Origin of the sequence: Mesorhizobium sp. YC-39 (assembly GCF_025753795.1) — a bacterium.
GTDB lineage: Bacteria > Pseudomonadota > Alphaproteobacteria > Rhizobiales > Rhizobiaceae > Mesorhizobium.
In genome coordinates this window covers 1,625,228-1,649,022 of record NZ_JAOWPS010000001.1, presented here as the reverse complement: position 1 = coordinate 1,649,022, position 23,795 = coordinate 1,625,228, and the positions used below count along the sequence as shown (strand labels likewise).

The following is a 23,795-nucleotide window of genomic DNA, read 5'->3' as shown; positions in this document are numbered from 1 at the left end:
CCAGCGCTTCTCCGCGAGGCGGCAGCCGTGCACATACGGCTGCCGCCCTGCCGTACGACTTGTGCAACTGAGGCAGCACTTATGCCAGACTACATCGTCATTGGCGGCGGCTCCGCCGGTTGCGTCGCCGCTTCGCGGCTGTCGGAGGACGCTGGCAGTTCAGTGCTCCTGCTGGAGGAAGGGCCTGAAGATAGGGCCATCGAAATCCATCTGCCGGTGATGGTTTACAAGACCGCGACCGGCAACCTGTTGCAGCGGTTTGAACAGGAGCCGACCGCCGAGAACCCAAAGGCCACGCCGCCGACCATGGTGCAGGCGCGCGTGCTGGGCGGCGGCAGTTCCGTCAATGCCATGCTCTATATCCGCGGCATTCCGTCGGACTATGATGGCTGGGCCGAACAGGGCGCCGAGGGCTGGTCCTACAAGGATGTGCTGCCCTTTTTCCTGCGCGCCGAGGACAACGACACGCTGGCGGGCGAAACGCATGCATCGGACGGGCCGCTGAAGGTTTCCAATCCGCAATATGTCAGCCCGCTGACGAGGACCTGGCTCAAGGCCTGCCAGCAGGCAGGCATCCCCTATGTGGCGGACTTCAATGGCGGCGAGCAGGCCGGTTCGGGTCTGTACCAAATCACGGCGCGCCACGGCCGCCGCGCCAGCGCCGCAGTCTGCTATCTGCAGCCGGCGCGCGATCGGCCGAACCTCAAGGTGCAGACTGGCGCCCGGGCTACGCGCATCCTTGTCGAGAACAATCGTGCCGTCGGGGTTGAGTACGTCCAGGGCGGGCGCACGCTCGTCGCACGTGCCGAGCGTGAAGTGATATTGTCTGCAGGCGCGATCAACTCGCCCCGCCTGCTGCTGCTTTCCGGCATCGGCCCGGCCGAGCATCTGAAGACGATCGGCGTCCTCGTCGTGCATGATCTTCCTGGGGTCGGACGCGGTCTTCAGGACCATGTGGACTGCTACCTGATCTATGAGCTGAACGGTCCGCACGGCTACGACAAATACAAGAAGCTGCGTTGGAAGGCGTGGGCTGGTCTGCAATACGCGCTGTTTCGGCAGGGACCCGTCTGCTCCAACATCATCGAGGGCGGCGCCTTCTGGTGGGGCAATACGGACGATCCCCACCCCGACCTGCAATATGCCTTCCTTGCTGGTTCGGGCGTAGAGGAAGGCGTGGCAAAGGTCGAAAGCGGCCATGGCTGCACGCTCAATGTGTGCCAGACACGGCCGCGGTCGCGGGGCTTCGTCGAGTTGCGTTCGCCCGATCCGTTCGCACTCCCGCGAATCGTGCCGAACTACCTGTCTGACCCGTACGATCTCGACACGATGGCCGAGGGGGTGCGGCTCGGCCAGGAGATCATGGGACAGCCGGCGCTGAAGCCGATCATCAAGCGCGAGCAGTACCCTGGACGATTGATGCGCTCCAAGGATGACTATCGCGATTACGTCAAGGAGATGGCGCAGGGCGCGCTGCATCCGACCGGCACCTGCCGGATCGGCAGGGATCGTATGGCGGTGGTCGACAGCGAGTTGCGACTGCACGGCATCGATGGCCTGCGCGTCGCGGACGCCTCGGTCATGCCGAGTGTGCCTTCAGGCAATACCAACGCGCCATCGATCATGGTCGGCGAACGTGTCGCCGACTTCATCCGTCGCCGCCGCAACGCGCATTGAACCGCGACCATCATACAGGAGGCATAAATGAGCGACAGAAAAGGAATGCCGGGCTTGGCCGCCATGGACCATATCGGCCTTGTGGTGCCTGACATGAACGAGGCGATCGCCTTCTTCGGAGATGTCATCGGCTGCGACTTCATCTATTCCGGCGGCTCGATGAAGGACGACAATGGCACCTTCATGCAGGACAAGATGAACATCCATCCGCGTGCCAACATGAAGGAAGTCGTCTTCATGCGTTGCGGCAACGGCAGCAACATCGAACTGTTCGACTTCGAGGCGCCCGACCAGAAGCGGGTCTATCCGAGGAACAGCGACATCGGCGGCTACCACCTTTGCTTCTATGTCGAGAATATCGAGGCCGCCGCCGACTATCTGATAGGCAAAGGCGTCAGGGTCTTCGACCGGCCCGAACTCGAAAAGCAAGGACCGGGAGCCGGCGAATCCTGGGTTTATTTCGAGGCACCGTGGGGGTTGCAGATGGAGCTGATCAGCTATCCCGACGGCAAAGCCTACGAGACGGATGCGCCAAAGCTGCTCTGGAAGCCGGCTCGGTAGTGGCCGCTCGCAACGCCGGATACGCTTCCGTCAAAACATGAAAGACGCTAGTGCCGAGCCTTACCGATGGAGAAATACGCTGCACTCTGAGACAGGTTGATGAGACCCGAAGGCAGCTAAGCCTTGTCGACGGCGAGGGTCACGGAACGGGTCGCCTCGTTCTTGTGATGAAGCCGATGCCAACTCGCGTCACTGCGGATTGGATGGCCCAGCAGTGACGAGACAAGAAGCGCCTCAAGAAGAAGCTCGGCTCATATCCTTCGATGAGCATCAGCCAGGCGCGTGACCTATTCCAGCGCGACTACGCAAATATGATCCAGAGGGGTCGGAGCATCAAGATCGCAGGAAACACACGTCCGGGAACCGTCGCCGACTTGTTCGAAGCCTATGTCACGTTGCTCAAAGCGGACGGAAGGCCATCCTGGAAGGAGATCGAAAAAGGGCTAAACACAATCGCCGATATTCTCGGGCGCAACCGCCCTGCCCGCGACATCGAACCCGACGAAATCAGAGACGTCATCCGCCCGATCTATGAACGCGGCAGACGCTCCATGGCAGGTCATGTCCGCAGCTATATCCGATCGGCTTACAGTTGGGCATGAAGTCATGACTATCGCACCAGTCATGATCCCTCTGATCTGGTTGGAAAGCTTTCGCGATCTTGTCGAGCGCGGCGGTCATGCGGCGTCACCGTCAACGCCCGCCTCAGTACAACCCTTCTGCAAGCCAGGTCAGGCTTGTTTGTAAAGCGGAATGGCGGGGACCAGATGATCCTCACCCGAGCAGTGAAGGAATGCGCGAGCGGAAATGCCCCTGCGCATCGACCTCAGCTCTAAGCCGTCGGGCATGAGCGCTTGCCATTCAGCCTGTCTTCAAGTCTTTTTGCCTGCCTCTAACTCGCCCCGATCTTGACAGAGCAGTGCTGCCATCCGATGCCGTCATCTGTTTTTGACATTCGCAAACTCTTGCCGAAGAAAACGAAGGCTAGATGATCAAGGACAATGCTACCGCAGGCTGTGTGGTACCGATGTTCAATGCCGAGCAAGCCATCGGCACAACGCTTGCCAGTATTCACCGGCAGATCTACCAGCTACTGGATACAGTCGTGGTGGACGACGGGTCGACGGACGGATCGGAGTCGATTGTGACGGCCTACGCCAAGAAAGATCAACGCATCCGACTTCTACGGCAGCAAAATGGCGGCGTCGCGGCGGCCCGGCTATGTTTCGGGACTCTTGTTCCACCTTCGAACCAGGCGCGGGTAAGGCGGCGTGGCGCATAATCCCTTGGTTTCAATCGTGGTTCCTGCGCACAACGCGGAGGTAACGCTGGCGCGCGCACTCGATTGCCTTCTCGATCAGGAAATAGTGGATTGGGAGGCGATCATCGTCGACGACGCCTCCACGGATCGCACCCCCGCGATCATCGCCGGTTATGTGGAGCAAGATGCCCGATTTCGAACGTTGAGCTCTTGCGCGTATAGCGCCGCCGGCGCGCGCAATAGCGGGATTTCGACAGCGCGCGGCCACTGGCTCATGTTTCTGGATGCGGACGGTTGGGTGGATGCCAGCTTCCTTGCGAAAATGCTGGCCGCACTGAAAACCGCTCCCGATGCAGTGGCCGCCTATTGCGGTTCTCGGCGCGTGATGCGCGATGGCGAACTCACCCCGTCGAGCATTTCAACGCAGGTTGCGATCCAGCCCTTCGAAACATTCGCCCGCCAGTGTGCCATTCGCACTCACGCGCTGCTGGTCGACCGGGAGACAATTGTCGAGTTGGGCGGTTTCGATGTGTCGCTGCGCACCTGCGAGGACTGGGATCTGTGGCAGCGCCTCGCACGTCTAGGCAAAAATTGGGCGATGGTCGACGAGCCGCTCGCTTTCTATCGGATCAGCCCCAACTCACTCTCCCGCAATTCGACGCAGATGCTGGTAGATGCGGAAATCGTGATCGCCCGCGGCTTTTCTTCTGATCCCAGGGTCAAACACCCAGCATCGGCTCACGCCAATGGAGCGATCGAGGCGAACGGCGGCACTGCTTCCGAAGCACTCGCGTGGTTCGCGTTGTGGAACGCCGCGACGGATTGTGGCCGCGGCTTGCGCTCGATCAACCCGCAGTCCCTGCGCGCGCTCCCGACAGGACGTAAGTGGGCGGGTGAGATCGCCAAGGTGGCCATCGATGGCCTTATGGCAGGAAGCCTATCGGTGCCAGCGCAATTGGCTGCGAGGTGGGACAGGTTCGGCGGCTCCCTCACCGAGTTGATCATCGAACTCGGCAAGGTGTGGGACAATCCGGTCGCGGGCCGCCGCGTCCAGTATTACCTTGAGCAAATGCTTCTCGACGTCGACGACCTTGCCGCGCCGCGCAGGCTGGCGCGGACACTCGGAATTCGCGTCGACGCTCAAAATCCGGCCTCGATCGAACTTCCGGAAGGAATCGATCAAATCTACGCCTATCTGATGATGGACGGCCAGATCGAGGCGCGCGTGCAGTTGGGCGTACTCGGGACAGTGACAAGGGATCATTGGGTTCAATTGATCCTGGATGTCGTGGCCCCTGAGCGGCTTTCAGACAGCCTCTCCCCCTATGAGCACGTGGGGCGATCGCCTGTACATGCACAGCAAAAGGGCGCCGGTGCCGACACGTCAAACATGGTTGCGGCCGAGGCATTGACCATGGCGGGACTCCGGTCTGATCGCGACAGCCACTTCGGCAAACTCGCCCAATTGGCCGCGGAAGCGCTGGAGCTGGTTCGGTCGAGCGCCGAACCTGCACAGCCTCCTGCAGCGCCGCGCCGAGCACGGACCGCGGATAGGAATGATCGCACGGCGTTCTGGAATAGCTATTTCGCGACCGAGGATCCCTGGAACTACGGTTCGCGCTATGAGCAGGAAAAATATGAGCGGCAGCTCGAAATCCTGCCTGCCGGTCCCATCGGACGGGCGCTTGAGCTGGCCTGCGCGGAGGGCCACTTCACGCGGCAGCTGGCGCCGCGTGTGGGCCATTTGACCGCAACTGACATCTCCGCCATAGCCATCGAGCGAGCAGGCGCGCGATGCAGCGATCGGCCGAACGTTGAGTTCGGCGTACTGGATTTCGCTGCGGACACGCTGCCGGGTGAGATGGATCTGATCTTCTGTTCGGAAGTGCTCTATTATCTGGATGATCTCGCCGAGTTGCGGCGCATCGCCAAAAAATTCGCTGAGGCGTTGGCGCCTGGCGGCAGTTTCATCAGCGCACACGCATTTGTGCTGCGTGACAATGTCGAAAGAACGGGCTTCGACTGGAACACATTCGGTGCACAAGCGATCTCGGAGACGCTGGCAGCAACCGAAGGCCTCGTGCTTGAGCAATCGATCCAGACCGAGCTCTACCGCATAGACCGCTTCCGCCGCCTGTCGCCGGACGATGTGGCGACGGAACCGGTGATCGATCATGTGCCAATCCGTGCGCCTATCGAAATCGGGGTCGCGCGAAATATCGTCTGGGGCGGGGCGCGGGCCTTGCGCCGCGACGTCGCACGTAACGAGCGGCGGCAGCGTATCCCTGTCCTCATGTATCACAGCGTCGCCGATGATGGTCCGGCCGCGCTCGCCCGTTTTCGGCTCACGCCCGCCGCATTCGCCAGCCAGATGGCATGGCTGCGCGCCAATGGCTTTCACGCGATTAGGTCCGATCAGCTGGAAGGGTTCATCGCCAACCGTCAGCCCTTCGTTGGCCGCCCAGTGCTCATCACCTTCGATGACGGCTTCCAGAACTTTGCCGACCATGCCTGGCCGACCTTGCGCGCGAACGACCTGACCGCGGAAGTGTTCCTGGTGACGGACCTGGTGGGTAAAAGTGCACAGTGGGACGCCGACAGCGGTCCGCCGACGCAGCTTATGGACGCCGGGACGGTGCGACGCCTCGCCGGTGAAGGTGCGTTCTTCGGAAGCCATATGGCGACGCATCGCGCGATCGATGGTCTGTCGAGCTCTGAGTTGGCCGCCGAGCTCCTGCGCTCTCGTATGTTCATCGAACGGTGGACCGGTCGGCCAACCACGGCGTTCGCGGCACCCTTTTCTGTCACCGACCGACGGCTTGGCCGGCTGGCCAAGGAATGCGGCTATCGCATCGGCTTCGGCGGCAGACACGGGCCGGCGAACCTCGATTGCGATCCCATCGACCTTCCGCGCATCGAGATTCGCGGGGATCGCTCGCTCGATGACTTTGTTGCCATCGTCGAGGCCGTGCTCGAATGAACGGTAAACTTGGCCAAACTGGCGGGGCGATGTGCTTGTACGCCCCTTCCACAGTAATTTCGTCGGCAACGGCAGGGCCGCAAGGGGTGATGTCGCAGCGACCCCACGATACAAGAGCCATCCACAGAGGACATCGCTAGTCCAAAGGCGACAGAAAGTATTGCCGCTTTTTGTTCAGTGTCATGTTTACCTCGTTCGCAAGTCTATTGGGCGACTTGGGACACGGCTGACATCAGCTCCTGCGGGCTTGGCGCCCCAAACATGTATCGCCCACCCTCTGGAACCTCCGTGAAGCTCCAGCGGACGATCCCCTGCCGGTCCAGTAGGAACTGACCGACCAGTTGTCCGTGTCCCGTTGCCATCATCTGCTCGTCGGCTTCGGTCAGTTCGTAATGGTCCCTCTTGTCGAGGATTTCGCCCGCCGCAAGAGGATCCATAGGACCGGGCAACTCGCCTGGTATGTCGACCCGCATATCCTTTACCACTGCCATCGAGACCTTGTACGGCCAGTTCGTCTCGTTTTCGGTGAATTCGAGATTGGGCAGTCCAAAAGCACGATGTGAAGCGCGTTCAGGGTCGGAGGCCGCAAGCAGATTCGGCATTGGGTGGTAGCGGAAATAGAGACGCGCCCGTTCGATCGGCGTGTTGACTACCGTCAAGCTCTCCACGCCCTTTTCGCGCAGCTCCGGATCAAGCCGCGCCTGGGCGGCGATATGACGCCGGCAAAACGCACAATGCAGACCTCGAAACAGGCCGACAAGCACCGGTTTTTGTCCGCGAAAGTCATCAAGTGCGATCTTGCCTTCCTGGGTAATGGCGTCGAGTACCAGGTTTGGCGCACGGTCGCCCGGTTGAAGCGGTACCAAGTCACTACGCGCGGACATTTCCAACCTCCAACCCGGCTAGTCGAGAAAAGGCAGCACCACAAGCGCTTCCGGGTCGAGCCCGTGCCGGGCGCATATACCCTGCGCCAGGGAAAAGTAGCGTTCGGCCTCGGCCAGATTGTCGAGGTCGAGATTAAGCGTTGCGAGACCATCATAGCACGGAAACAGCAGTTGGGGTTCGCCCGTTTCGCGGGCTACGTCCAGTGCTTCGTGGAACAAGCCAACCGCCAATTCCGGACGGCCGTTGCACTGGTGGATCTGCCCAAGCACGATCAACGGCACCGGCAGGTGCTCGCGCTGGTCGAGCGCCCGGTCGATCTCGATGGCCTTCTCGGCAGCAGGCACGCCCTCCGTTGGACAGCGATCCGTGAAAGTACAGCAAGCGACCGCCAGATTGGCGAGGAGGCGCGCCTGGAAACCCAAATCGCCAATATGGCGCGCCACTTCAAGACCGCGCCGACAGACCTCCATCGCCTTTGCCGGATCGATGGTCGTGTAAAGCACGCCGAGATTGGTGTAGCCGCGACAGGCCGCGCCCAGTAGACCGGCGGCTTCGGCCAATTCAATACTACGCTCAACCTGACGCACGGCTTCATGGTTTCGCCCAAGGCGAGCCAGCGCAACAGCCTTGGTATTAAGTGCCTCGGCGGTCACAAGAGTGGCATCACACCCTTCCTCGGAGGCATGCTCCGTTGTCAGAGTGCGTACGCAATCGAGCGCCGCGTCTGCCCATTTTGCCGCGAGAGCGTGATCTCCGCTACGGAACGCCTGTCGGCCACGTTCTTGCCACAGATGCGCCTGCTCGATCGGGGCATCCGCTCCATCGAGGAGCGCTGCCGCTTCAGCATAGCGGGATTCTGCGTTGTCCCGCTTGCCGACGTCCCAGAGCAGCCGACCGATCTTACGCAGAACTCGCGCCGAAGCGACACGATCGGCTGACTCGCGGTATGCCTGCAACACCGTCTCGTAGTGGTGATGCGCGATCTCGCGGCGGCCTACCGGCCCGCTCAAATCGGCAATGCGTTCTGCAATTGCCAGTTTGAGCGGTGTTTGCCCGATCGCGTCCAACGCAGTCAGTGCTCGCTCGTAGAAACGTAGGGCGTCGTCGTTGGCGTATATCATGCGAGCGCGATCGCCCGCCGCCTGCAGGTAATGCGCGCCCCTCTCCCGCTCGGCGCTCTGTGCGAAATGATGACCGAGCACGGTCAAATCCTCGAGCCGTTCCGGCTTGTCGCCGCACAGTTGCTCCAAGGCAGCACCGACCCGCCCGTGGATGTCGGTCCGGCGTTGCAGGAGCAGATTCTGGTAGATCACGTCCTGCAGCAATGTTTGCGTAAAGCGGTAGCTTTGCGACGAGACCGAGCCTGATCCGGCAACTTCCTCGACGATTTCCGCATCGCAAAGCAGTTCGCAGCCGGCTTCTAGCCGGCCGGGGTCGGCTGTCACGGCTTTCAAAAGTGTGGCATCGAAGCGCGGACCGATTACCGCGGCTTCCTGGGCCAACCGGCGCACCTCTTGGGGCAGCCGGTCGACGCGAGCAAGCAACATTGCCTGGATAGTGGCGGGAATGCCGGTTGCGACTTCGCCTGCCACAGTCCGCCATCGCTGGCCCTCGCGCACCAGTACACCGCGATCGATAAGGCCGCGAACGATCTCCTCTACAAAAAGGGGGTTGCCGCCCGCGCGCTCGAGGATCTGGTCGAGAAGCCTTCCTGCGGAGTTTACCCAGCTCTCGCCGAAAAGCGCCGCCAGCAGGCTGCATCCGTCGTCACTGTTGAGCGGCGAAAGCCTGAGCGCTGTGTGACTGACCCGACTTGAGTCGAGCTGGTCGTTGTCCGGCGCCGGACGATGCGTGACCAGCAACATCAACCGCGTGCGCTCCAACCTGTCCATCACGAAACGTAGTGCCTCGAGCGACACGGCGTCGGCCCAGTGCAGGTCTTCGACGACAATCAACAGCGGCGACAACGCAAGCCGCCGTTCGATGATTGTGCGGACTGCGTAGAAAATTTGCCGCCGCAGTTGCTCGGGCTCGACATGCTGCAAGGTGGCATCGGGGTCGCCAAGGCCAAGCACATGGTAGAGCAAAGGCATCAGCCGCTTCGCCTCCTCGCCCAGCAGGCCGAGATCCGTAAGCAAGCCTGCGAGCTTCCCCCGCATTTCGTCCCCATTGTCGTTTTGCATCATCCCGGCAGCGCTGCGCACGACTGCGCCCAAGGCGCCAAATGATTGTTCGCCCAGCGGTGAGCACGTGGCTTGTCGTACGGCGACGTTGCGAAAACGATCCTCGTCGCCGACACGGGCGACGAACTCCTTCACCAGCCGCGATTTCCCGATACCGGCTTCTCCGACGAGGCGGACAAGTTGGGCCGAGCCGCCGCACGCCAGGTCAAGGCTCGCCAGCATTCTATTGAGCTCCGCACCACGACCTACCATCGGCGCACTGAGGCCAAGCGCTTCGAGCCCACGCGCTGCACGTGGCATCGCAAGCGGTGCATCCAGTCGATGGACGAGCACACTGCCAGCCTTGCCGCGAAGCACGACATCACCCAGCGACTCGTAAGAGAAGGCATGCCGGGTCAGCCTGTGAGTGAGCTCGCCGACCAGCACCTCACCCGGTGCGGCCAGCGATTGCAGGCGTTGCGCCGTATTCACTGTGTCGCCGGTCACCGAATAGGATTTGGCGGTGCCGATGCCCAATCCGCCAGTGACGACCGGACCAGTGTTTATGCCGATGTGGAGCAGCAGAGGCGAGCCGGAGTGGGGGGCGCTTTCGCCGAGCCGCGCAGTCCGGGCGATCATGTCGAGGGCGGCGCGAAGCGCACGTTCCGGATCGTCCTCATGCGCGACCGGCGCACCGAACAAAGCGAGTAGTGCATCGCCGATGAATTTGTCGACGAAACCACCAAAGTTCCGCACGGCCGCCGTCAATTCCTTAAACAGTTCGTTCTGCAGCGCTTGCATGACCTCGGGGTCGAGCTGCTCGCTGAGTGTCGTGAAGCCGCAAAGGTCGGCGAACAGGACCGTTACCGTCCGGCGATCGGCGTCTGAGACGGGATGCCGCCCATCTTCGCTTTCGATGTTCTGAACCAGCGACGGAGTTCGAGAAGGCGGCACAATGGTCCGGCTCGGTGTCGGAGCAGGCCGTTCGGCGGCTTTTGCGGACGCACCGACGCTTGCCCCACATTTCGGACAGAACTCGAAATCAGGTGCGCAGGGATAGCCGCAACTGACACATGACACGGGCTGGCGCCGGCCACACTTCGGACAGAAGGCGTAACCGCCCTCAATCTCGAAACCGCAGCCCGAGCAGTCCATAGATACCTCTCTTGGAGCCAGTGACGGCGTGATCTCGCCACGCTCGTCACGGCCAGGACATGCACAAGGATGAACCGATAGCCGTCAACCGGCAAGCGGCAGCGCAAATGGGCAAGGAAGCGGCCGGATCAGACGCAGAGGCTCACCGATAGATCGCCTGCGGTTGCGCACCAGAAAATCAACCTGAGGTAAAGCTCAGGTCGCCTTGATCTCCGCCTGGCCGATCTTGCGCCATCGGGCGTTTTCGCGAACCAGTTTCAGGTCGTCGGTCGTCTCGGCAAGTGTCCGCAAACGGTATTGTCGGAGCAGGTCCGGGAAGAGCGCCCCTTCCGGCAGGCCGGCAAGCTGCTCGCGGACCGAGATCTTTTCATCAATGACCCGCATGCCCCAGGCATTTTCCCGAACCTGCAGCTCCGCAGCCAGATCGCGCTCTTCCGGCGCGTTTTCGTCCAGCACTGCCAGCAGGACCGAGTGGAAAAGCGCTACATAGCCAATCTGTCTCAGGCCGCCCACAACCCGCACGCGCGGCAATATGGCAAGGACGAGGAACATCAGGAACAAGTTCGGCAGCAGCAGGCCGTCGAGCAGCGCCTGCCTGAGATGCTGCCGCTCGAACGGGATGGAAAGACCATGCGGCCTGTCAGGCTCGATCAGGTGCCCGTTCTCGAGGACGAGCTTGCGCACGCGCTCCTCGCGGATGCCCCAGAAATAGTCCGTGGCATTGGGCAGGAATCTGCCAAATGGGCTCGATGCTGCCTCTTGCAAGGCTTGTTCGAGACGCTGGCGTCTTGTGGGCTCGAAGAGCAGCCTGGAAAGAAGGCTGTCGTCATATTCTAGATGCCGCGCCGTGGCAGCCGCGGCGAGCCGATCATCGATGAAAACCGGCAGGGCCATGCCGGAACGATCCCAATTGGCGACCAGATCCTCGTTGAGGGCTGTCAGCGCATCGGCGGCGGTACCAAACACCTTGTCCTGACTGGCAAGCAGTGTGTCCAGCCAGCGGCTGGCATCCGTTTCATCGCCCACCGCTTCGAGCGCGCGCTTGTTGAGGGAGACGGGACCGGCCACGCAGGCGCTTTTGCGGCACAGTTTGTGGCGCCCCATGCCAAACAGGTTGACCTTGTCGTCACCGACATCGAGCCATCCCGGCCCCTCCCGGCCAATTGTTTCCATGGTCATCGTCGTTCCCATGAAGCTGAAGAAGGCCGACAGCCCGTTTTCGACCGCGCCGAGCCAGGCAAGCAGGAGGGCATCGAAGGTGATCCGGTCCATCAGAAGCAGGCAGTGCAGGCCGGACTGAATCACCGGTCTGTGCTCGAACTCTTCGAGGGCCTTGCCGATCTCCTCAGGCTGCATGATCACACCGAGGCGCTGCTGCAGGACTTCGCGCAGAATCGAGCGGGCAGCGATCGACGGGCCTGATGCAGGCCTTGCCACCGGCCGCCACAGATGGCGGGCGTAATCGGAAACCGATGCATTCCAGTTCTGCTCGATATCACGCACGACTTCCGGGCAGAGCAGCGACAGCACAGCCAGAATTTCCACCGGAGGCGTAGGGGTTGGGTCAAAGACGGCGGTCATTGGTCCCGTCTAGCCGCTTGTGGCGAAAACGCCAAGGGAGACCAGACTTGCTGGGTGCGGCCGGCCCAGATCGTCAAATCGATCAAACGCTAAACTGCTCTAAAGAAACAGCGGATCTTAGAACCGCAGCCGGGCCATGCTCAGGAGGTCGTGGTACTGCCCGTCGGTAAAACCGGCCTTCACATGCCGGCCTTCGACCTCGAAGCCGTGGCTTGTGTAGAGACGGATGGCCGGTTCGTTGTCGGCATAGACGGTCAATTCGACCCGCTTCAGGGCCCGCCAGTTGTCGGCCACGTCAAGCAGCGCGCCAAGTATGGCAGAGCCGATGCCCTTGCCAACAAAGGCATCGTCAAGGCCGATATTGATCTCGCCGATATGCGAACGGCGCGGCGAACCCTGCACGACCAGGCTGCCATGGCCGACGACCTTGCCGTCCAACTCCGCAACGATCCAGGTGGTCTCCTGGCCGGACTTGGCGATGCGCCGCTCCACCTGCTCCACCATCTCGAAGGGCATCCTCAACGTGCCCCAGCGGAAGCCCGGCATGTTGAAGATAGCGCAAAGCGCCTCCGCATCGCTTGGCCGGACGGATCGGAGCCGCGGCTGGATTTTCTCGGAGGATGGCGAGGTCGTGCTGGTCATGGCGTTCCCGGCGAAGGCAATCGGCCCGGTACGATGCACCGGACCTCACCTGAAAATCCAGCCGTCTCTGCAACCTATGATGCCGATTGCGAGCTAAAATACCGGGAGGCGGCGTAGAGTTTGAAGACGCCGCTGATGCCGATCCAGCCGAAAAGGGCGAGCCAGCACAATGTCCCGGTCGCCGTCCAGTCGATCCGGCGCACCGCAGCATCGGTGATGACGAGGCCAAGGATGGCAAGCAGGCCAACCAGAAACTGCGCCAAGCCGAGCACCAGCAGTTCCTCGCGCGGCGCGCTTCTCCAAACGAGATATACGCCGCCCGCACCGGCGAGGAAGATGGCGCTGTAGACCTGAGCGTGGAAGGCATCAACCGGCCATGGCCAGATGCTGCTGAATGTCAGGGGAAACAGCAACAGGCCGACGCCATAGAGCCCAAGGATCGCCCATTCCACCGGCATGTAGCCGCGCCATGCGGGGTTTAAGGTCACGCCTTTTGCAGAAGGACGGGCCCTGGCGCGCCACAGGAACAGCCCGGATACCGCGACCGAGGCAAGATAGACCAAAAACCAGAGCCAGGGCGCTTTGCGTTCAAAGTTGAAATAGCCGAGATTGATGAACGAAGCCACCGACACGATGACGGTGAAGATGAAGGCCATGACGAGCACGAGCCTGCCGGGCGACCAGCGGTTCCAGAACAGCAGCGCCGCCATCACGACCATTTCGGCGGTGTAGAAGCCGCCGAGGAAGCGGGCATTGAACGGCGTGACGGCCCAAGGCCAGCGCGGTTTGACCAGCGCAGGCGCGAAAAACAGGCCGGCGCCTACGATCAGGACGATGATGACCACCACAGAGAAAAGGCGCAGGGCCGCGGGAAATGGCAGGTTGTCGGATGTCGGCATGGGAGAGAGTCCCAAAGATGAATACCCCATGGACCATCATAGTGCCGCTAACGGCCGGTGAAAATCGGCCGAATGGAAATTGAACTGTCACCAGGCTTATCTATTCGAATGGCCGTACGGTCCGTTTCGAAGTAAAATAGAGCAGTCGGACCAGAGAGCGGTCCGGTCAACACGCCTCGGGGCGCATTTTCCGGAGCCTGCACGATGAACGAAGCTCAGGATCTGTTCTCGCTTCTGCGGCAATCGACCGATGTCGATCCACTGGCAATCGACGCGATCAAGCGAACCATCGCGGAGGGCAAGGACCGCGAACTTTGCCGCATCAATGCGCTAGCCTTCGCCAGCAAGCATGGCCTCGACGAGGAGCGCACCATAAGTGCCTTTCTCCATGCGGCGCGGGTCGGCATCTTCGACATTTCCTGGAATGTCCTGTGCCCCGGCTGTGGCGGCGTGCTCGACACCAACGCCACGCTGAAAACCCTGCAGAAAGACGAATACACCTGCGCGCTGTGCGCCGAGGGCTATTCGCCGACCCTCGACGAGATGGTCGAGGTGACATTCACCGTCAGTCCCCGCATGCGCAGGATTGCCGCCCACAATCCACACGAACTGCCGTTGTTGGAATATTTCCGCCAGATCTACTGGGCGTCCGGCGTCGATCTGCCGGATGAGGATTTCGCGAGAAAGATGGAAGCGTTCTCGCTGGAGGATATCGAGCTTGCGCCCGGTGAAAAGGCGGTTCTGCCCATACAGCTCCCATCCGAATTCATCATCGTCTTCGAGCCGGTCACCCATTCAGCGCAGTTCATCGACGGGAAGGGCGAACCAACAAAGGAGCGCAGAAGCCTCTCTTTGGTCTTCGATCGCGACCATGTCCAGAACCAGACACTGGAGATGCAACCCGGCCCCTTGCGCATTTCGCTGGAAAACAGGACCGACACCCGCGTGCTGCCGACGGTCGTCATCGCCGGCCAGGCATTGCATGATTTCCTGAGCAAACGCCGGCCCTTCCTCACCGCCAATCGCCTGCTCACCAACCAGACGTTCCGTGATCTCTATCGCACGGATACGCTCGACATCAACCAGCGCCTGAAGATCACCAGCCTGACCTTCCTGTTCACCGACCTGCGTGGATCGACCGCGCTTTACGAGCGGGTGGGCGACCTTTCGGCCTTCGATCTCGTGCGCGCCCATTTCCAGGTTCTGCACGAGATCGTCGCGGCGGAGGCAGGCGCGGTGGTGAAGACGATCGGTGATGCGGTGATGGCGACCTTCGCGACGCCTGATCGTGCGATCGCTGCGGCCCTCAGGATGCGCGATGCCATGCGTGAGCTCAACGACAAGAGCGGGCGTGAGGATCTGCTGCTCAAGATCGGAGTCCATGCCGGCCCCTGCATCGCCGTGTCTATGAACGAGCGACAGGACTATTTCGGCCAGACGGTCAACATTGCTTCGCGAGTCCAGAACCTTGCCAACGCACAGGCGATCTTCGCCACTCGTGCGGTGGTCGAAGACAATCTCACCGCCGATCTGTTGCACAGGAACGCGCTGACGCCCGTGCCTCACGAGGTCTCGCTGCGCGGCATTGAGCGGGAGATAGCAGTCTATACGATCCCCTGAAGACTTGGCCCCTGAAGATTTGGGTCGTCTCGGCCCCTCACACGCGCCTACAGATGAAATAACGATCGGCGGGCACCGAAGGCGGTGGCGGGAGGCGTTGCAGCAGCGGGTGATCGAGCGGCGTGCCGCTGACCGCGATGCCGCCGACGCGAAGCAGGCGCGCAATCAGATCGGGAAGCCAGGTAGAGGTCACTGCATCGCGATCTTCATAACCGGTGCCGATATCGGCATGAACAAGAGCGGCGTCGATGCCAATGAACCTGGTCGCCGTCTCGCGTATTTCGCCGAGCACGAGGTTTTCAGCTTCGGGAATTGAACTGGCGTGTGCGGCAAGTGCGCGGTCGAATGCCACGATCCGGCGTCCGGGCAGGCGCTCGCGCAGATGGTGGAACGTCCGGCCATTGCCGAGGCCGAGCTCAAGCACGGGACCCTCAATCTTGGCCACCTCCGCGCAGACAAGATCGAGAATGTCGCGCTGCGCGGTCATTCTGCGGATGAAACTGTCGAGGCGACTCATATGCGATTGTATGTCCTGAACCAGTCCACGACACTCGGCGATGCCCCCGACCAGAGCGTTTCGCGGCTGAAACCCGGGGCGGCGTGTTAAACCCCGACCGATGCCGCATATAGAGGCGAACGATGAACACTGCAATTACCGAACAGGCTGCCAACAAGGATCATACCGTGGGGCGTCGGCGGCCCGGCGCGCGGCGGAATAGCAATCTCACTTGTAGGGGTCTGCGGCGTCCCGCAAGCCGTCGCCGAGGAAGTTGAACGCCATGATGACGAGAATGACGGGGAGCATCGGCAAAAGCAGCCATGGATAGAACGCGATCACGCTGACGCTGCGCGCCTCGGTGAGCAGGATGCCCCAGCTGGTTATCGGCGCCCTCAGGCCGAGCCCGAGGAAGCTCAGCGCCGTCTCGCCCAGGATCATGCCGGGTATGGAGAGCGTCGCCGTCGCGATCAGATGCGACATGAAGCCAGGAATGAGGTGCCGCCGGATGATGCGACTGCTGTTGGCGCCCATCAATTGCGCGGCCAGAACGTAGTCCTCCTCGCGCAAGGCCAGAAGCTTTGAACGCACCGCCCGCGCCAGTCCGGTCCAGTCGAGCAGCCCGAGGATGACGGTGATGCCGAAATAGATCAGGATCGGACTCCAGGTTATCGGCATGATCGCCGCCAGAGCCAGCCATAGCGGGATGCTGGGGATCGATTGCAGAACTTCGATTATCCGTTGAACGATCAGGTCGAAGATACCGCCATGATAGCCGGCCAGTCCGCCGATGACGATGCCGAGCAGGAAGCTGAAAGCGATGCCGACGAGACCGATTGTCAGTGAAATGCGTGCGCCATAGATGATGCGCGAGAGCACATCGCGCCCCAGCCTGTCAGTGCCGGCCAGAAAGAGCTGGCCGTTTTCGGCAGGGCAGACAAAATGCCTGTCACCTTCGATCAGGCCCCAGAACTGGTAGCTGTCGCCCCTGCAGAAGAAACGGATCCGCTGAACATCATCCTGTTTGTCGATGTACTTCCGCTCGAGCGTGTCCATATCCAGCGTCATCTGGCGGCCATAGACGAACGGCCCGACGAACTGGCCGTCGTGGAACAAGCGCACCCGCTGCGGCGGCGAATAAATGTAGTCCATGTTGCGCGTGTGCAGATTGTAGGGCGCCAGGAACTCGCAGATCAGTATTCCGAAATAAAGCACCGCCAGGAATATGCCGGATACAAGGGCAAGCCGGTGCTTCCGGAATTTCCACCACATCAGCCGCAACTGCGACGCCTGAAAGACCTTCGACTGCTCGGGCGTCATCGCTTCGACCGACTGCAGGTCAAAGGGCGCGATGGAAACATAGTGTTGCAGTGGAGCGCCGGGAGCCGGCAGCGGCGATTGCGTGTTCATTTGGTGCTGCCGCCCTGCAAACGAATTCGTGGATCAAGCAGCGCCAGCGCCAGGTCGGAAATCAGGACGCCAATGACCGTCAGGAAGGCGAGGAACATCAGGAACGATCCTGCCAGATACATGTCCTGGCTTTGCAACGCCTTGATCAGCATCGGCCCGGTCGTTTCCAAAGACAGCACGATCGCTGTGATTTCGGCGCCGGAGATGATGGCCGGCAGGATAGAGCCGATGTCCGAAATGAAGAAATTGAGCGCCATGCGCAGCGGATATTTGACCAGCGCCTTGAAGGGATGAAGGCCTTTGGCGCGCGCGGTCACGACATATTGCTTGTGGAGCTCATCGAGCAGATTGGCGCGCAGCCGCCGGATCATGCTTGCCGTGCCCCCGGTGCCGATAATCAAGACCGGGATCCAGAGATGGGCGAGGATCGACTTCGCCTTGGCCCAGCTCATCGGCTCGCCGAGATATTGCTGGTCCATGAGATGGCCTATGGACGTGCCGAACCAGATGTTGGCGAAATACATCAGGATCAGCGCCAGCATGAAATTCGGAATGGCAAGGCCGAGAAGGCCTAAGAAAGTCAGGCCGTAGTCGCCCCAGCTGTATTGATGCGTGGCGGAGTACATCCCGATCGGAAAGGCGATGAGCCAGGTGAAGATGATCGTGACGAAGGAAACCAGCACGGTTAGCCACATTCGCTCCCCGACGACGTCGCGAACCGGCAGCTCATATTCGAAGGAATAGCCGAAATCGCCGTGCAGCATCCCGCCGACCCAATAGAAGTAGCGAATGACCGGCGGCTTGTCGAAACCATACTCCTTGCGCATCATCTCGATGCGATCGGAATCCACCGCTTCGCCCTGGGCTCGAAGCTCGGCAACATAGCTGTCGAAATAGTCGCCTGGGGGAAGTTCGATGATCGTGAACACCAGCGCCGATATGATCAGCAGCGTCGGAACCATCACGGCGATGCGCCAGACAATATATCGAAGCACGCTCAGGTGTCTCCAAGCCAGAATGTATCCGGCATGTAGACGCCGAAATAAGCGGTCGGGTCGTAGCCGTAGAGGGCCTTGTCAGGCAGATTGCGCAGCCGCGAGGACGTCAGAATCGGCTGATGCGTTCCGTTCACGGTGCCGATCGAGAACACCTGATCGGTGTAGATCGACAGCATTGAGGTCCAGATTTCGGCGCGTTCCGTGGTTTCGGTCGATGCGTTCCAGCGCTTGAGTAAAGCCATCAACTCGACCACTTCAGGAAGATCGGGCGCCTCACCCATCTTGCCATGAGACAAGTAGTAAGCACCCCAGAGCGGCCATTGCAGCTGGTCGTCGATGGTGGGGGCCAGCTGGTACGGGTTCATGTCGGCGGTCGGCACGCCATTGTCGATGCCCGACCACATCGACATCATGATCTGGCCGCCAAGCGCGCGGCTGCGGAAGATGTCGCGCTGCGACGTCCGGATGAACAGGGCGATGCCGATCTTGCGCCAGTGATCGGTGATGAGTTCGAGCGCGTCGGTTTCCAGCGTGCTTTCGCCGGCCGTTTCCACTATGATCTGTGCCGGGCGTCCATCGGGAAGTATCCGCAGGCCGTCATCGTCACGCGTCTGAAGCCCGACCTCATCGAGCAAGGCATTGGCCTGGTTGGGATCATGGGCGACCCAGGCTTTCGCGAATTCGGGCCGGTAGAGCGGGCTCTCCGGCAGGACCGTATCGGCACTTTCCTGCGCCAATCCGTAGAACACGGCCATATTGATCTCGCGCCTGTCCACAGCGAGCGAAAGTGCGCGGCGCACGCGCACGTCACGAAGAAGGCCACGCCACACCTGGTCGGCACAATTCAGATTGGGCAGCAGCGCCAGCCGCGAACCCTGTGTGCGTTTCCACAGATGCATCTTCACCGGGTAGCGCTTCTCCGCGTCTTTCAGGAAGGCGTAGTCGCTGAAATCAATTCCCATGCCTTGCAGGTCGCTCTCGCCCGCACCGGTCTTGGCGGAAATGATCGCCGACGAGCTGACATTCAGGACAAACTGGTCAACATAGGGCAGTTGCCGGCCATTCTCGTCTGTTCGATGAAAGAACGGGTTGCGTTCGAAGATGAACTGCTCGGCCGGCGGCTTGGTCCGGTTCTGCCAGGGATCGAGCGTCGGCAGATCCGGGTTCTCCGGGCGATACTGCCGCGACATGCGGATATGCAGGAGCGTCCATTTCTTGGCCCGGTTCTCCTTCATCAGGCCGGCGAGCCGGAATGGGTCCTGGTATTTCTTGTGGAACTGCTTGAGATAGGCGGCCGGCAGAACAAGCGATAACGGCGCAGCGGCAGCGAGCTTGGGCAGGAAGTCGGGATTGGGCGCATCCCAACTGTAGCGCACCGTCAACGGATCGACGATCTCGAAGCGTGGCGGCTTGCCGTCCGCCAGCAGGGCCGGGGCGAGCCCGCCTTGCGAAAGCTCATCGTTCAGCCAGACATCTTCCCAGCAATAGCGAAAATCCTCCGGCGTCAGCGGGCTACCGTCAGACCATTTATGTCCTTCCCGTAGCTTGAAAGTGAAGACGCGATCATCCGCTACGTCGAAACTTTCGAGAATGTCGGGTTGCAATTTGAGCTTTTCATCATAGCCGACCAGGCGAGCATACCCGTAGATCGTCATCATCCGGATATCTTTCTGGCTGCCGATGATCGTGCGCAGCGTGCCGCCATATTGGCCGGGCTGCCGGCCCATCGCAGCGAGGTTCAACGCGCGCGGGCTCTTGGGCAGGCGTTCGGCGAGTGCCGGCAGCGCCCTGGCCTTCAGCTGAGGCTGAAGAAATTCCGGCTCCAGATCGCCGGCGCGCAACGTGCTCGGCAGAAATGCCGAAGCCATGAGCCCAAGGATGGTGCGCCGGCTGATCAATGGCGTAGCTCGCTGACATCGGCCGAACGTCGGGCCAGCACGAGGTGGCCACCGCCAAGATCGAGCGGCGACAGCATATCCTCTTCGCCCTCGTCACGGAATTGCGGTCCCCATGCGCTGGTATCGGAAGCGCCGCTGAGCTTCAGCGTTTTGAAATCCATCGGCCTGTCGAGATCGGGGAAAGGTACTGCGGCGACCAATGAGCGTGTGTAGGGGTGGACCGGTTTCCTCAGCAGAATTTCGCGCGGCGCAAGCTCGACGATACGCCCGCCGCACATCACAGCGATGCGGTCTGCCATATAGTCCACCACCGCCAGGTTGTGGGATATGAACAGGTAGGTCAGGCCCAGTTCCTTCTGCAGGTCCTTCAGAAGGTTCAGGATCTGCGCCTGAACAGAGACATCGAGCGCCGAAACCGGCTCGTCGCAGATCAGGAGTTCAGGCCCCAGCGCCAACGCGCGCGCGATGCCGATACGCTGACGCTGCCCGCCGGAGAAACTGTGCGGATAACGCTTGATGAAGCGCGGATCGAGCCCGATTGCCTGCATCAGGCTCTTGACCGTGGCGAGTCGGGACGCGGTATTGCCACGTTGATGGATTTCCAGCGGTTCGCTCAAGATGTTCTCCACCGTCATGCGAGGTGAAAGCGACGAAACCGGATCCTGGAAGACCATCTGGATTTTCGCGCGCAGCATGCGCAGGGCGTCTCCCTCGGCCTCCAAGACGTCGATCGGTCTATCGCGGCCGTTGAAGATCACAGAGCCGCCGCTAGGGGTGACAGCCCGCATGAGGATCTTGCTGACGGTGGTCTTGCCGGAGCCGCTTTCGCCGACAAGACCCAGGCACTCACCCCGCCTGATATCGAAGCTCACGCCGTCCACGGCGCGAACAGAGGTTTGATGATCTCCGCCGAACCATCCGGACTTGCGGATGGTGAAGGTCTTTGTCAGATCCCTGACCGACAGCAGGATGTCGTCCGGCCCCTTCGATGCCGGCGCCGTCTGCTTGCCGAGCAGGTTCCCGACATTCACCGGCACCTCGCGGAGCGCCTTTAGCCTTTCGCCAGGCTTCAGGTCGAAATGCGGAACTGCTGCCATCAGGCCCTTCAGGTAAGGGTGGCCTGGCCGGCGGAATATCGCCTCCACAGGTCCCGCTTCCATGATCTCGCCATGGTACATGACCACCACCTCGTCGGCGACATTGGCGACCACGCCGAGGTCGTGCGTGATCAGCAGCATCGCCATGTTCAGCTTGGTCTGAAGCTCGCGCAGCAATTGCAGGATTTGCGCCTGGATGGTGACGTCCAACGCCGTCGTCGGCTCATCGGCGATCAACAAAGCGGGCCGGCAGATAAGCGCCATGGCGATCATGGCGCGTTGACGCAATCCTCCCGAAAGTTCAAAGGGATACATGTCATAGGCGCGCTTGGGATTGGGAAAGCCGACAAGGCTGAGCATTTCCTCGGTCCGCGCCTTGCGCTCCGCCCGAGCCATGGGCGTATGAATCTGCAGGGATTCGCTGACCTGGTTGCCGATCGTGTGCAGCGGCGACAGCGATGTCATCGGCTCCTGAAAGATCTTGCCGATACGGCTGCCTCTCAACGCCCGGATCTCGGGTCCGTCACGCGGCATCTGCAGGATATCCTGCGTCGTGCCGGGCTTTTCAGGGTCGGAAAACAGGATGCGGCCGCGAGCATGGGCTGTGTTCGGCAAAATGCCCATCACTGCCTGGCTGAGAACCGATTTTCCGGAACCTGACTCGCCCACAAGCGCGGTAACCTTGCCGGGCAGGACGCGAAGATTTGCGCGCCTGACGGCATGCAATGGTCCCCCAATAATGGCAAAAGAGATGCCAACATCTTCGATCCGCAGCAGATCAACACCCGAATTCATTCTCATACCAGCCCCACTCTGGCAGGTCCAGAAGACGAGACTAGCGCATTGCCAGTTTAGAGCAACTTGGATTCGAAACGGTCGCCAGTGGCGGAACCGGCGACTGGACTGCCTACCAAAGGCGTTCGGGTCAGATCCCGGCGGTTACTGGAGCTTCCTCGGGTCGCCCGCCGACACCCGCGCGGCATCGCGATGAAGCAGAATGACCTGCTCGGCGTCCGATCTTCGGTCGTGAATCGGCTCCAGCGCACCGTCGTCATCGAGTGCGAGAGCACCCGACAGATCGGGCGAAAGCACCGTCAGCTTCTGCTTGATGCCCGCCAGTTCCTCATTGCCCAGCGTCTGCCAGCTGTTGGCGCCGCAATAGCCGGCGAAGTCTTTGCTGGCGAGAACGCTGTGCGGATATTTCTTGGTCAGGGTCTGGAGGCGCTGGACCTCGTTTACAGCCGAGCCGAAGACAGAGAATGTGAGCCGGTCGGTAAGCCCGACATTGCCGAACATCACATTGCCGACATGCAGGCCGATACCGAATTTTATGTCGCTCAACCCCTGCTCCTTTCTGCGCAGATTGAGCTCCATCATGCGAGCGCTGGCCTTGTGCGCTGCCGCAAGAGCAGTCTGGCAGGCGATCTCGGACTGCGCGCGGTGCCTTTCGCAGGGGTAGACGGCAATGAAGCCATCCCCCAGGAAACTCATGATCTGCCCGCCTCCGCGATTGAAAGGTGCAGCAATGGCATCGAAAAACTGGTTCAGCGTATCGATATAGATTTCGCGGCCGGAGGTTTCGGCCAGCCTCGTCGACCCGCGCATATCGCCCATGACCAGTGCGGCCCGGATTGTGTCGCCCTCGCCGCGCTTGATCTGGCCGTCCAGCACGCGCCTGCCGGCGTCGCCGCCGAGATAGGTGGTCATCATGTTGTCGGCGAGCTTGGTAAGCACCGCCATCTTGGTTGCGATAGCGAGATGGTTCTGGATGCGCAGCAGCCCCGAAATCATGCTGTCGCTGAAGCCTGAAGCACTGTCGGTGGACCAGGACCCTATCATGCCCTGACTGGTGTTGCCGCTGAAGGGATGGACGAAAGCCATGTAATCGGTGACGCCCATAAGCCTGAGTTCATCGAAAATAGGAAATTCCGACGGCACCGACGAGTCGAACCGGCGCCGCAGATGGTCGAGCTTGTTGCTGAGCAGATGGTAGTATGGGCTGGTCAGGAATCTGTCAGAATGCACGCCGTCCTTTTTGCGGAAGCCTTCCACTTCTATGCCCTGGCCGCGAATCCAGGTGAAGCCAAGCGCGTCATAGAGCGGATGAAGCATCGAAAAGCTCAAATGCACCCGCTTCAGCGGCAGGCCGGCGGCAGCCAGCCGTTCACAAAAGCCTTTTACCAATGTTTCCAGGTCGTTGCCCGCCAGCGCCGATTGGTTCAGCCAATCGGCAACCTTATCCATGAGAATGGTGGAAATTTCTGCTTGTGCTGTGCTCATGCTATCTCGAAACCCGTCGAAGACGGAGCCATTATCCTTTGATCTGCCATAACACAGCCCACCAACGACCCAAAGATAAGCGCCCCGAAGTCAACGAGGCCGGCTTCGGCGGCAAAAAGCGACGAAGACTTTCCCGAATGCCTGTCCTTGCAGCGAGGAATAGGTGTAACTGCATCGATCTCTTGGGGCGTTA

16 protein-coding genes and 1 pseudogene are annotated in these 23,795 nt (G+C 61.0%); 6 read left to right on the top strand and 11 right to left on the bottom strand.

Annotation, left to right across the window (positions count from 1 at the left end; all coding sequences use genetic code 11):
- The first annotated feature begins 81 nt into the window (after window positions 1-81).
- The 5 genes and pseudogenes from OHD62_RS07755 to OHD62_RS07735 all read left to right on the top strand — a co-directional run bounded on the left by OHD62_RS07755 (window position 82) and on the right by OHD62_RS07735 (window position 6,479).
- Window positions 82-1,677, top strand: coding sequence for a GMC family oxidoreductase (locus OHD62_RS07755; protein ID WP_263781880.1), 1,596 nt, complete (start codon window positions 82-84; stop codon window positions 1,675-1,677).
- A gap of 27 nt (window positions 1,678-1,704) precedes the next feature.
- Window positions 1,705-2,238 (top strand): VOC family protein, encoded by a 534-nt coding sequence (locus OHD62_RS07750; protein WP_263781879.1) that lies wholly within the window; start codon window positions 1,705-1,707, stop codon window positions 2,236-2,238.
- A 50-nt stretch (window positions 2,239-2,288) separates the two neighbouring features.
- A pseudogene (locus OHD62_RS07745) lies at window positions 2,289-2,834 on the top strand (site-specific integrase); the annotation flags it as partial.
- Between the two features lie 392 nt (window positions 2,835-3,226).
- Entirely contained in the window at window positions 3,227-3,520 is a 294-nt protein-coding gene (locus OHD62_RS07740; protein WP_263781878.1) for a glycosyltransferase family 2 protein, read from the top strand.
- Window positions 3,510-6,479, top strand: a complete 2,970-nt coding sequence (locus OHD62_RS07735; protein WP_263781877.1) for a trifunctional glycosyltransferase/class I SAM-dependent methyltransferase/polysaccharide deacetylase — start codon at window positions 3,510-3,512, stop codon at window positions 6,477-6,479. Before OHD62_RS07740 ends, OHD62_RS07735 begins: the two co-directional genes overlap by 11 nt.
- Window positions 6,480-6,682: 203 nt before the next feature.
- Here the strand turns inward: OHD62_RS07735 and OHD62_RS07730 are convergent, their stop codons facing one another.
- The 5 genes from OHD62_RS07730 to OHD62_RS07710 all read right to left on the bottom strand — a co-directional run bounded on the left by OHD62_RS07730 (window position 6,683) and on the right by OHD62_RS07710 (window position 13,803).
- Entirely contained in the window at window positions 6,683-7,363 is a 681-nt protein-coding gene (locus OHD62_RS07730) for a redoxin domain-containing protein (protein ID WP_263781876.1), read from the bottom strand.
- 18 nt (window positions 7,364-7,381) lie between these two features.
- Window positions 7,382-10,681 (bottom strand): ATP-binding protein, encoded by a 3,300-nt coding sequence (locus OHD62_RS07725; RefSeq protein WP_263781875.1) that lies wholly within the window; start codon window positions 10,679-10,681, stop codon window positions 7,382-7,384.
- A gap of 195 nt (window positions 10,682-10,876) precedes the next feature.
- Window positions 10,877-12,262, bottom strand: coding sequence for a hypothetical protein (locus OHD62_RS07720; RefSeq protein ID WP_263781874.1), 1,386 nt, complete (start codon window positions 12,260-12,262; stop codon window positions 10,877-10,879).
- Between the two features lie 117 nt (window positions 12,263-12,379).
- Entirely contained in the window at window positions 12,380-12,904 is a 525-nt protein-coding gene (locus OHD62_RS07715) for a GNAT family N-acetyltransferase (RefSeq protein WP_263781873.1), read from the bottom strand.
- A gap of 74 nt (window positions 12,905-12,978) precedes the next feature.
- Complete coding sequence (locus OHD62_RS07710) at window positions 12,979-13,803, bottom strand: hypothetical protein (RefSeq protein ID WP_263781872.1); 825 nt, start codon at window positions 13,801-13,803, stop codon at window positions 12,979-12,981.
- 204 nt (window positions 13,804-14,007) lie between these two features.
- Between OHD62_RS07710 and OHD62_RS07705 the strand changes: the two genes are divergently transcribed.
- The gene (locus OHD62_RS07705; protein WP_263781871.1) at window positions 14,008-15,423 is read left to right on the top strand and encodes an adenylate/guanylate cyclase domain-containing protein; all 1,416 of its coding nucleotides are present in this window, start codon (window positions 14,008-14,010) and stop codon (window positions 15,421-15,423) included.
- Window positions 15,424-15,460: 37 nt separating this feature from the next.
- Here OHD62_RS07705 and OHD62_RS07700 read toward each other — a convergent pair whose 3' ends face one another.
- From OHD62_RS07700 to OHD62_RS07675, 6 genes are all read right to left on the bottom strand, one after another.
- Complete coding sequence (locus OHD62_RS07700) at window positions 15,461-15,940, bottom strand: class I SAM-dependent methyltransferase (protein WP_263781870.1); 480 nt, start codon at window positions 15,938-15,940, stop codon at window positions 15,461-15,463.
- A 207-nt stretch (window positions 15,941-16,147) separates the two neighbouring features.
- On the bottom strand, window positions 16,148-17,329 hold the full coding sequence (locus OHD62_RS07695) for an ABC transporter permease (protein WP_263781869.1): 1,182 nt from the start codon (window positions 17,327-17,329) through the stop codon (window positions 16,148-16,150).
- Window positions 17,326-18,324 (bottom strand): ABC transporter permease, encoded by a 999-nt coding sequence (locus tag OHD62_RS07690; RefSeq protein WP_263781868.1) that lies wholly within the window; start codon window positions 18,322-18,324, stop codon window positions 17,326-17,328. The genes OHD62_RS07695 and OHD62_RS07690 overlap by 4 nt, the downstream gene beginning before the upstream one ends.
- 2 nt (window positions 18,325-18,326) lie before the next feature.
- Window positions 18,327-20,225: an ABC transporter substrate-binding protein gene (locus tag OHD62_RS07685; protein WP_263781867.1), complete on the bottom strand. Its 1,899-nt coding sequence runs from the start codon at window positions 20,223-20,225 to the stop codon at window positions 18,327-18,329.
- Window positions 20,222-22,117: an ABC transporter ATP-binding protein gene (locus OHD62_RS07680; protein ID WP_263781866.1), complete on the bottom strand. Its 1,896-nt coding sequence runs from the start codon at window positions 22,115-22,117 to the stop codon at window positions 20,222-20,224. Before OHD62_RS07680 ends, OHD62_RS07685 begins: the two co-directional genes overlap by 4 nt.
- A 144-nt stretch (window positions 22,118-22,261) precedes the next feature.
- On the bottom strand, window positions 22,262-23,602 hold the full coding sequence (locus OHD62_RS07675; protein ID WP_263781865.1) for an adenylate/guanylate cyclase domain-containing protein: 1,341 nt from the start codon (window positions 23,600-23,602) through the stop codon (window positions 22,262-22,264).
- Between the last annotated feature and the right edge of the window lie 193 nt (window positions 23,603-23,795).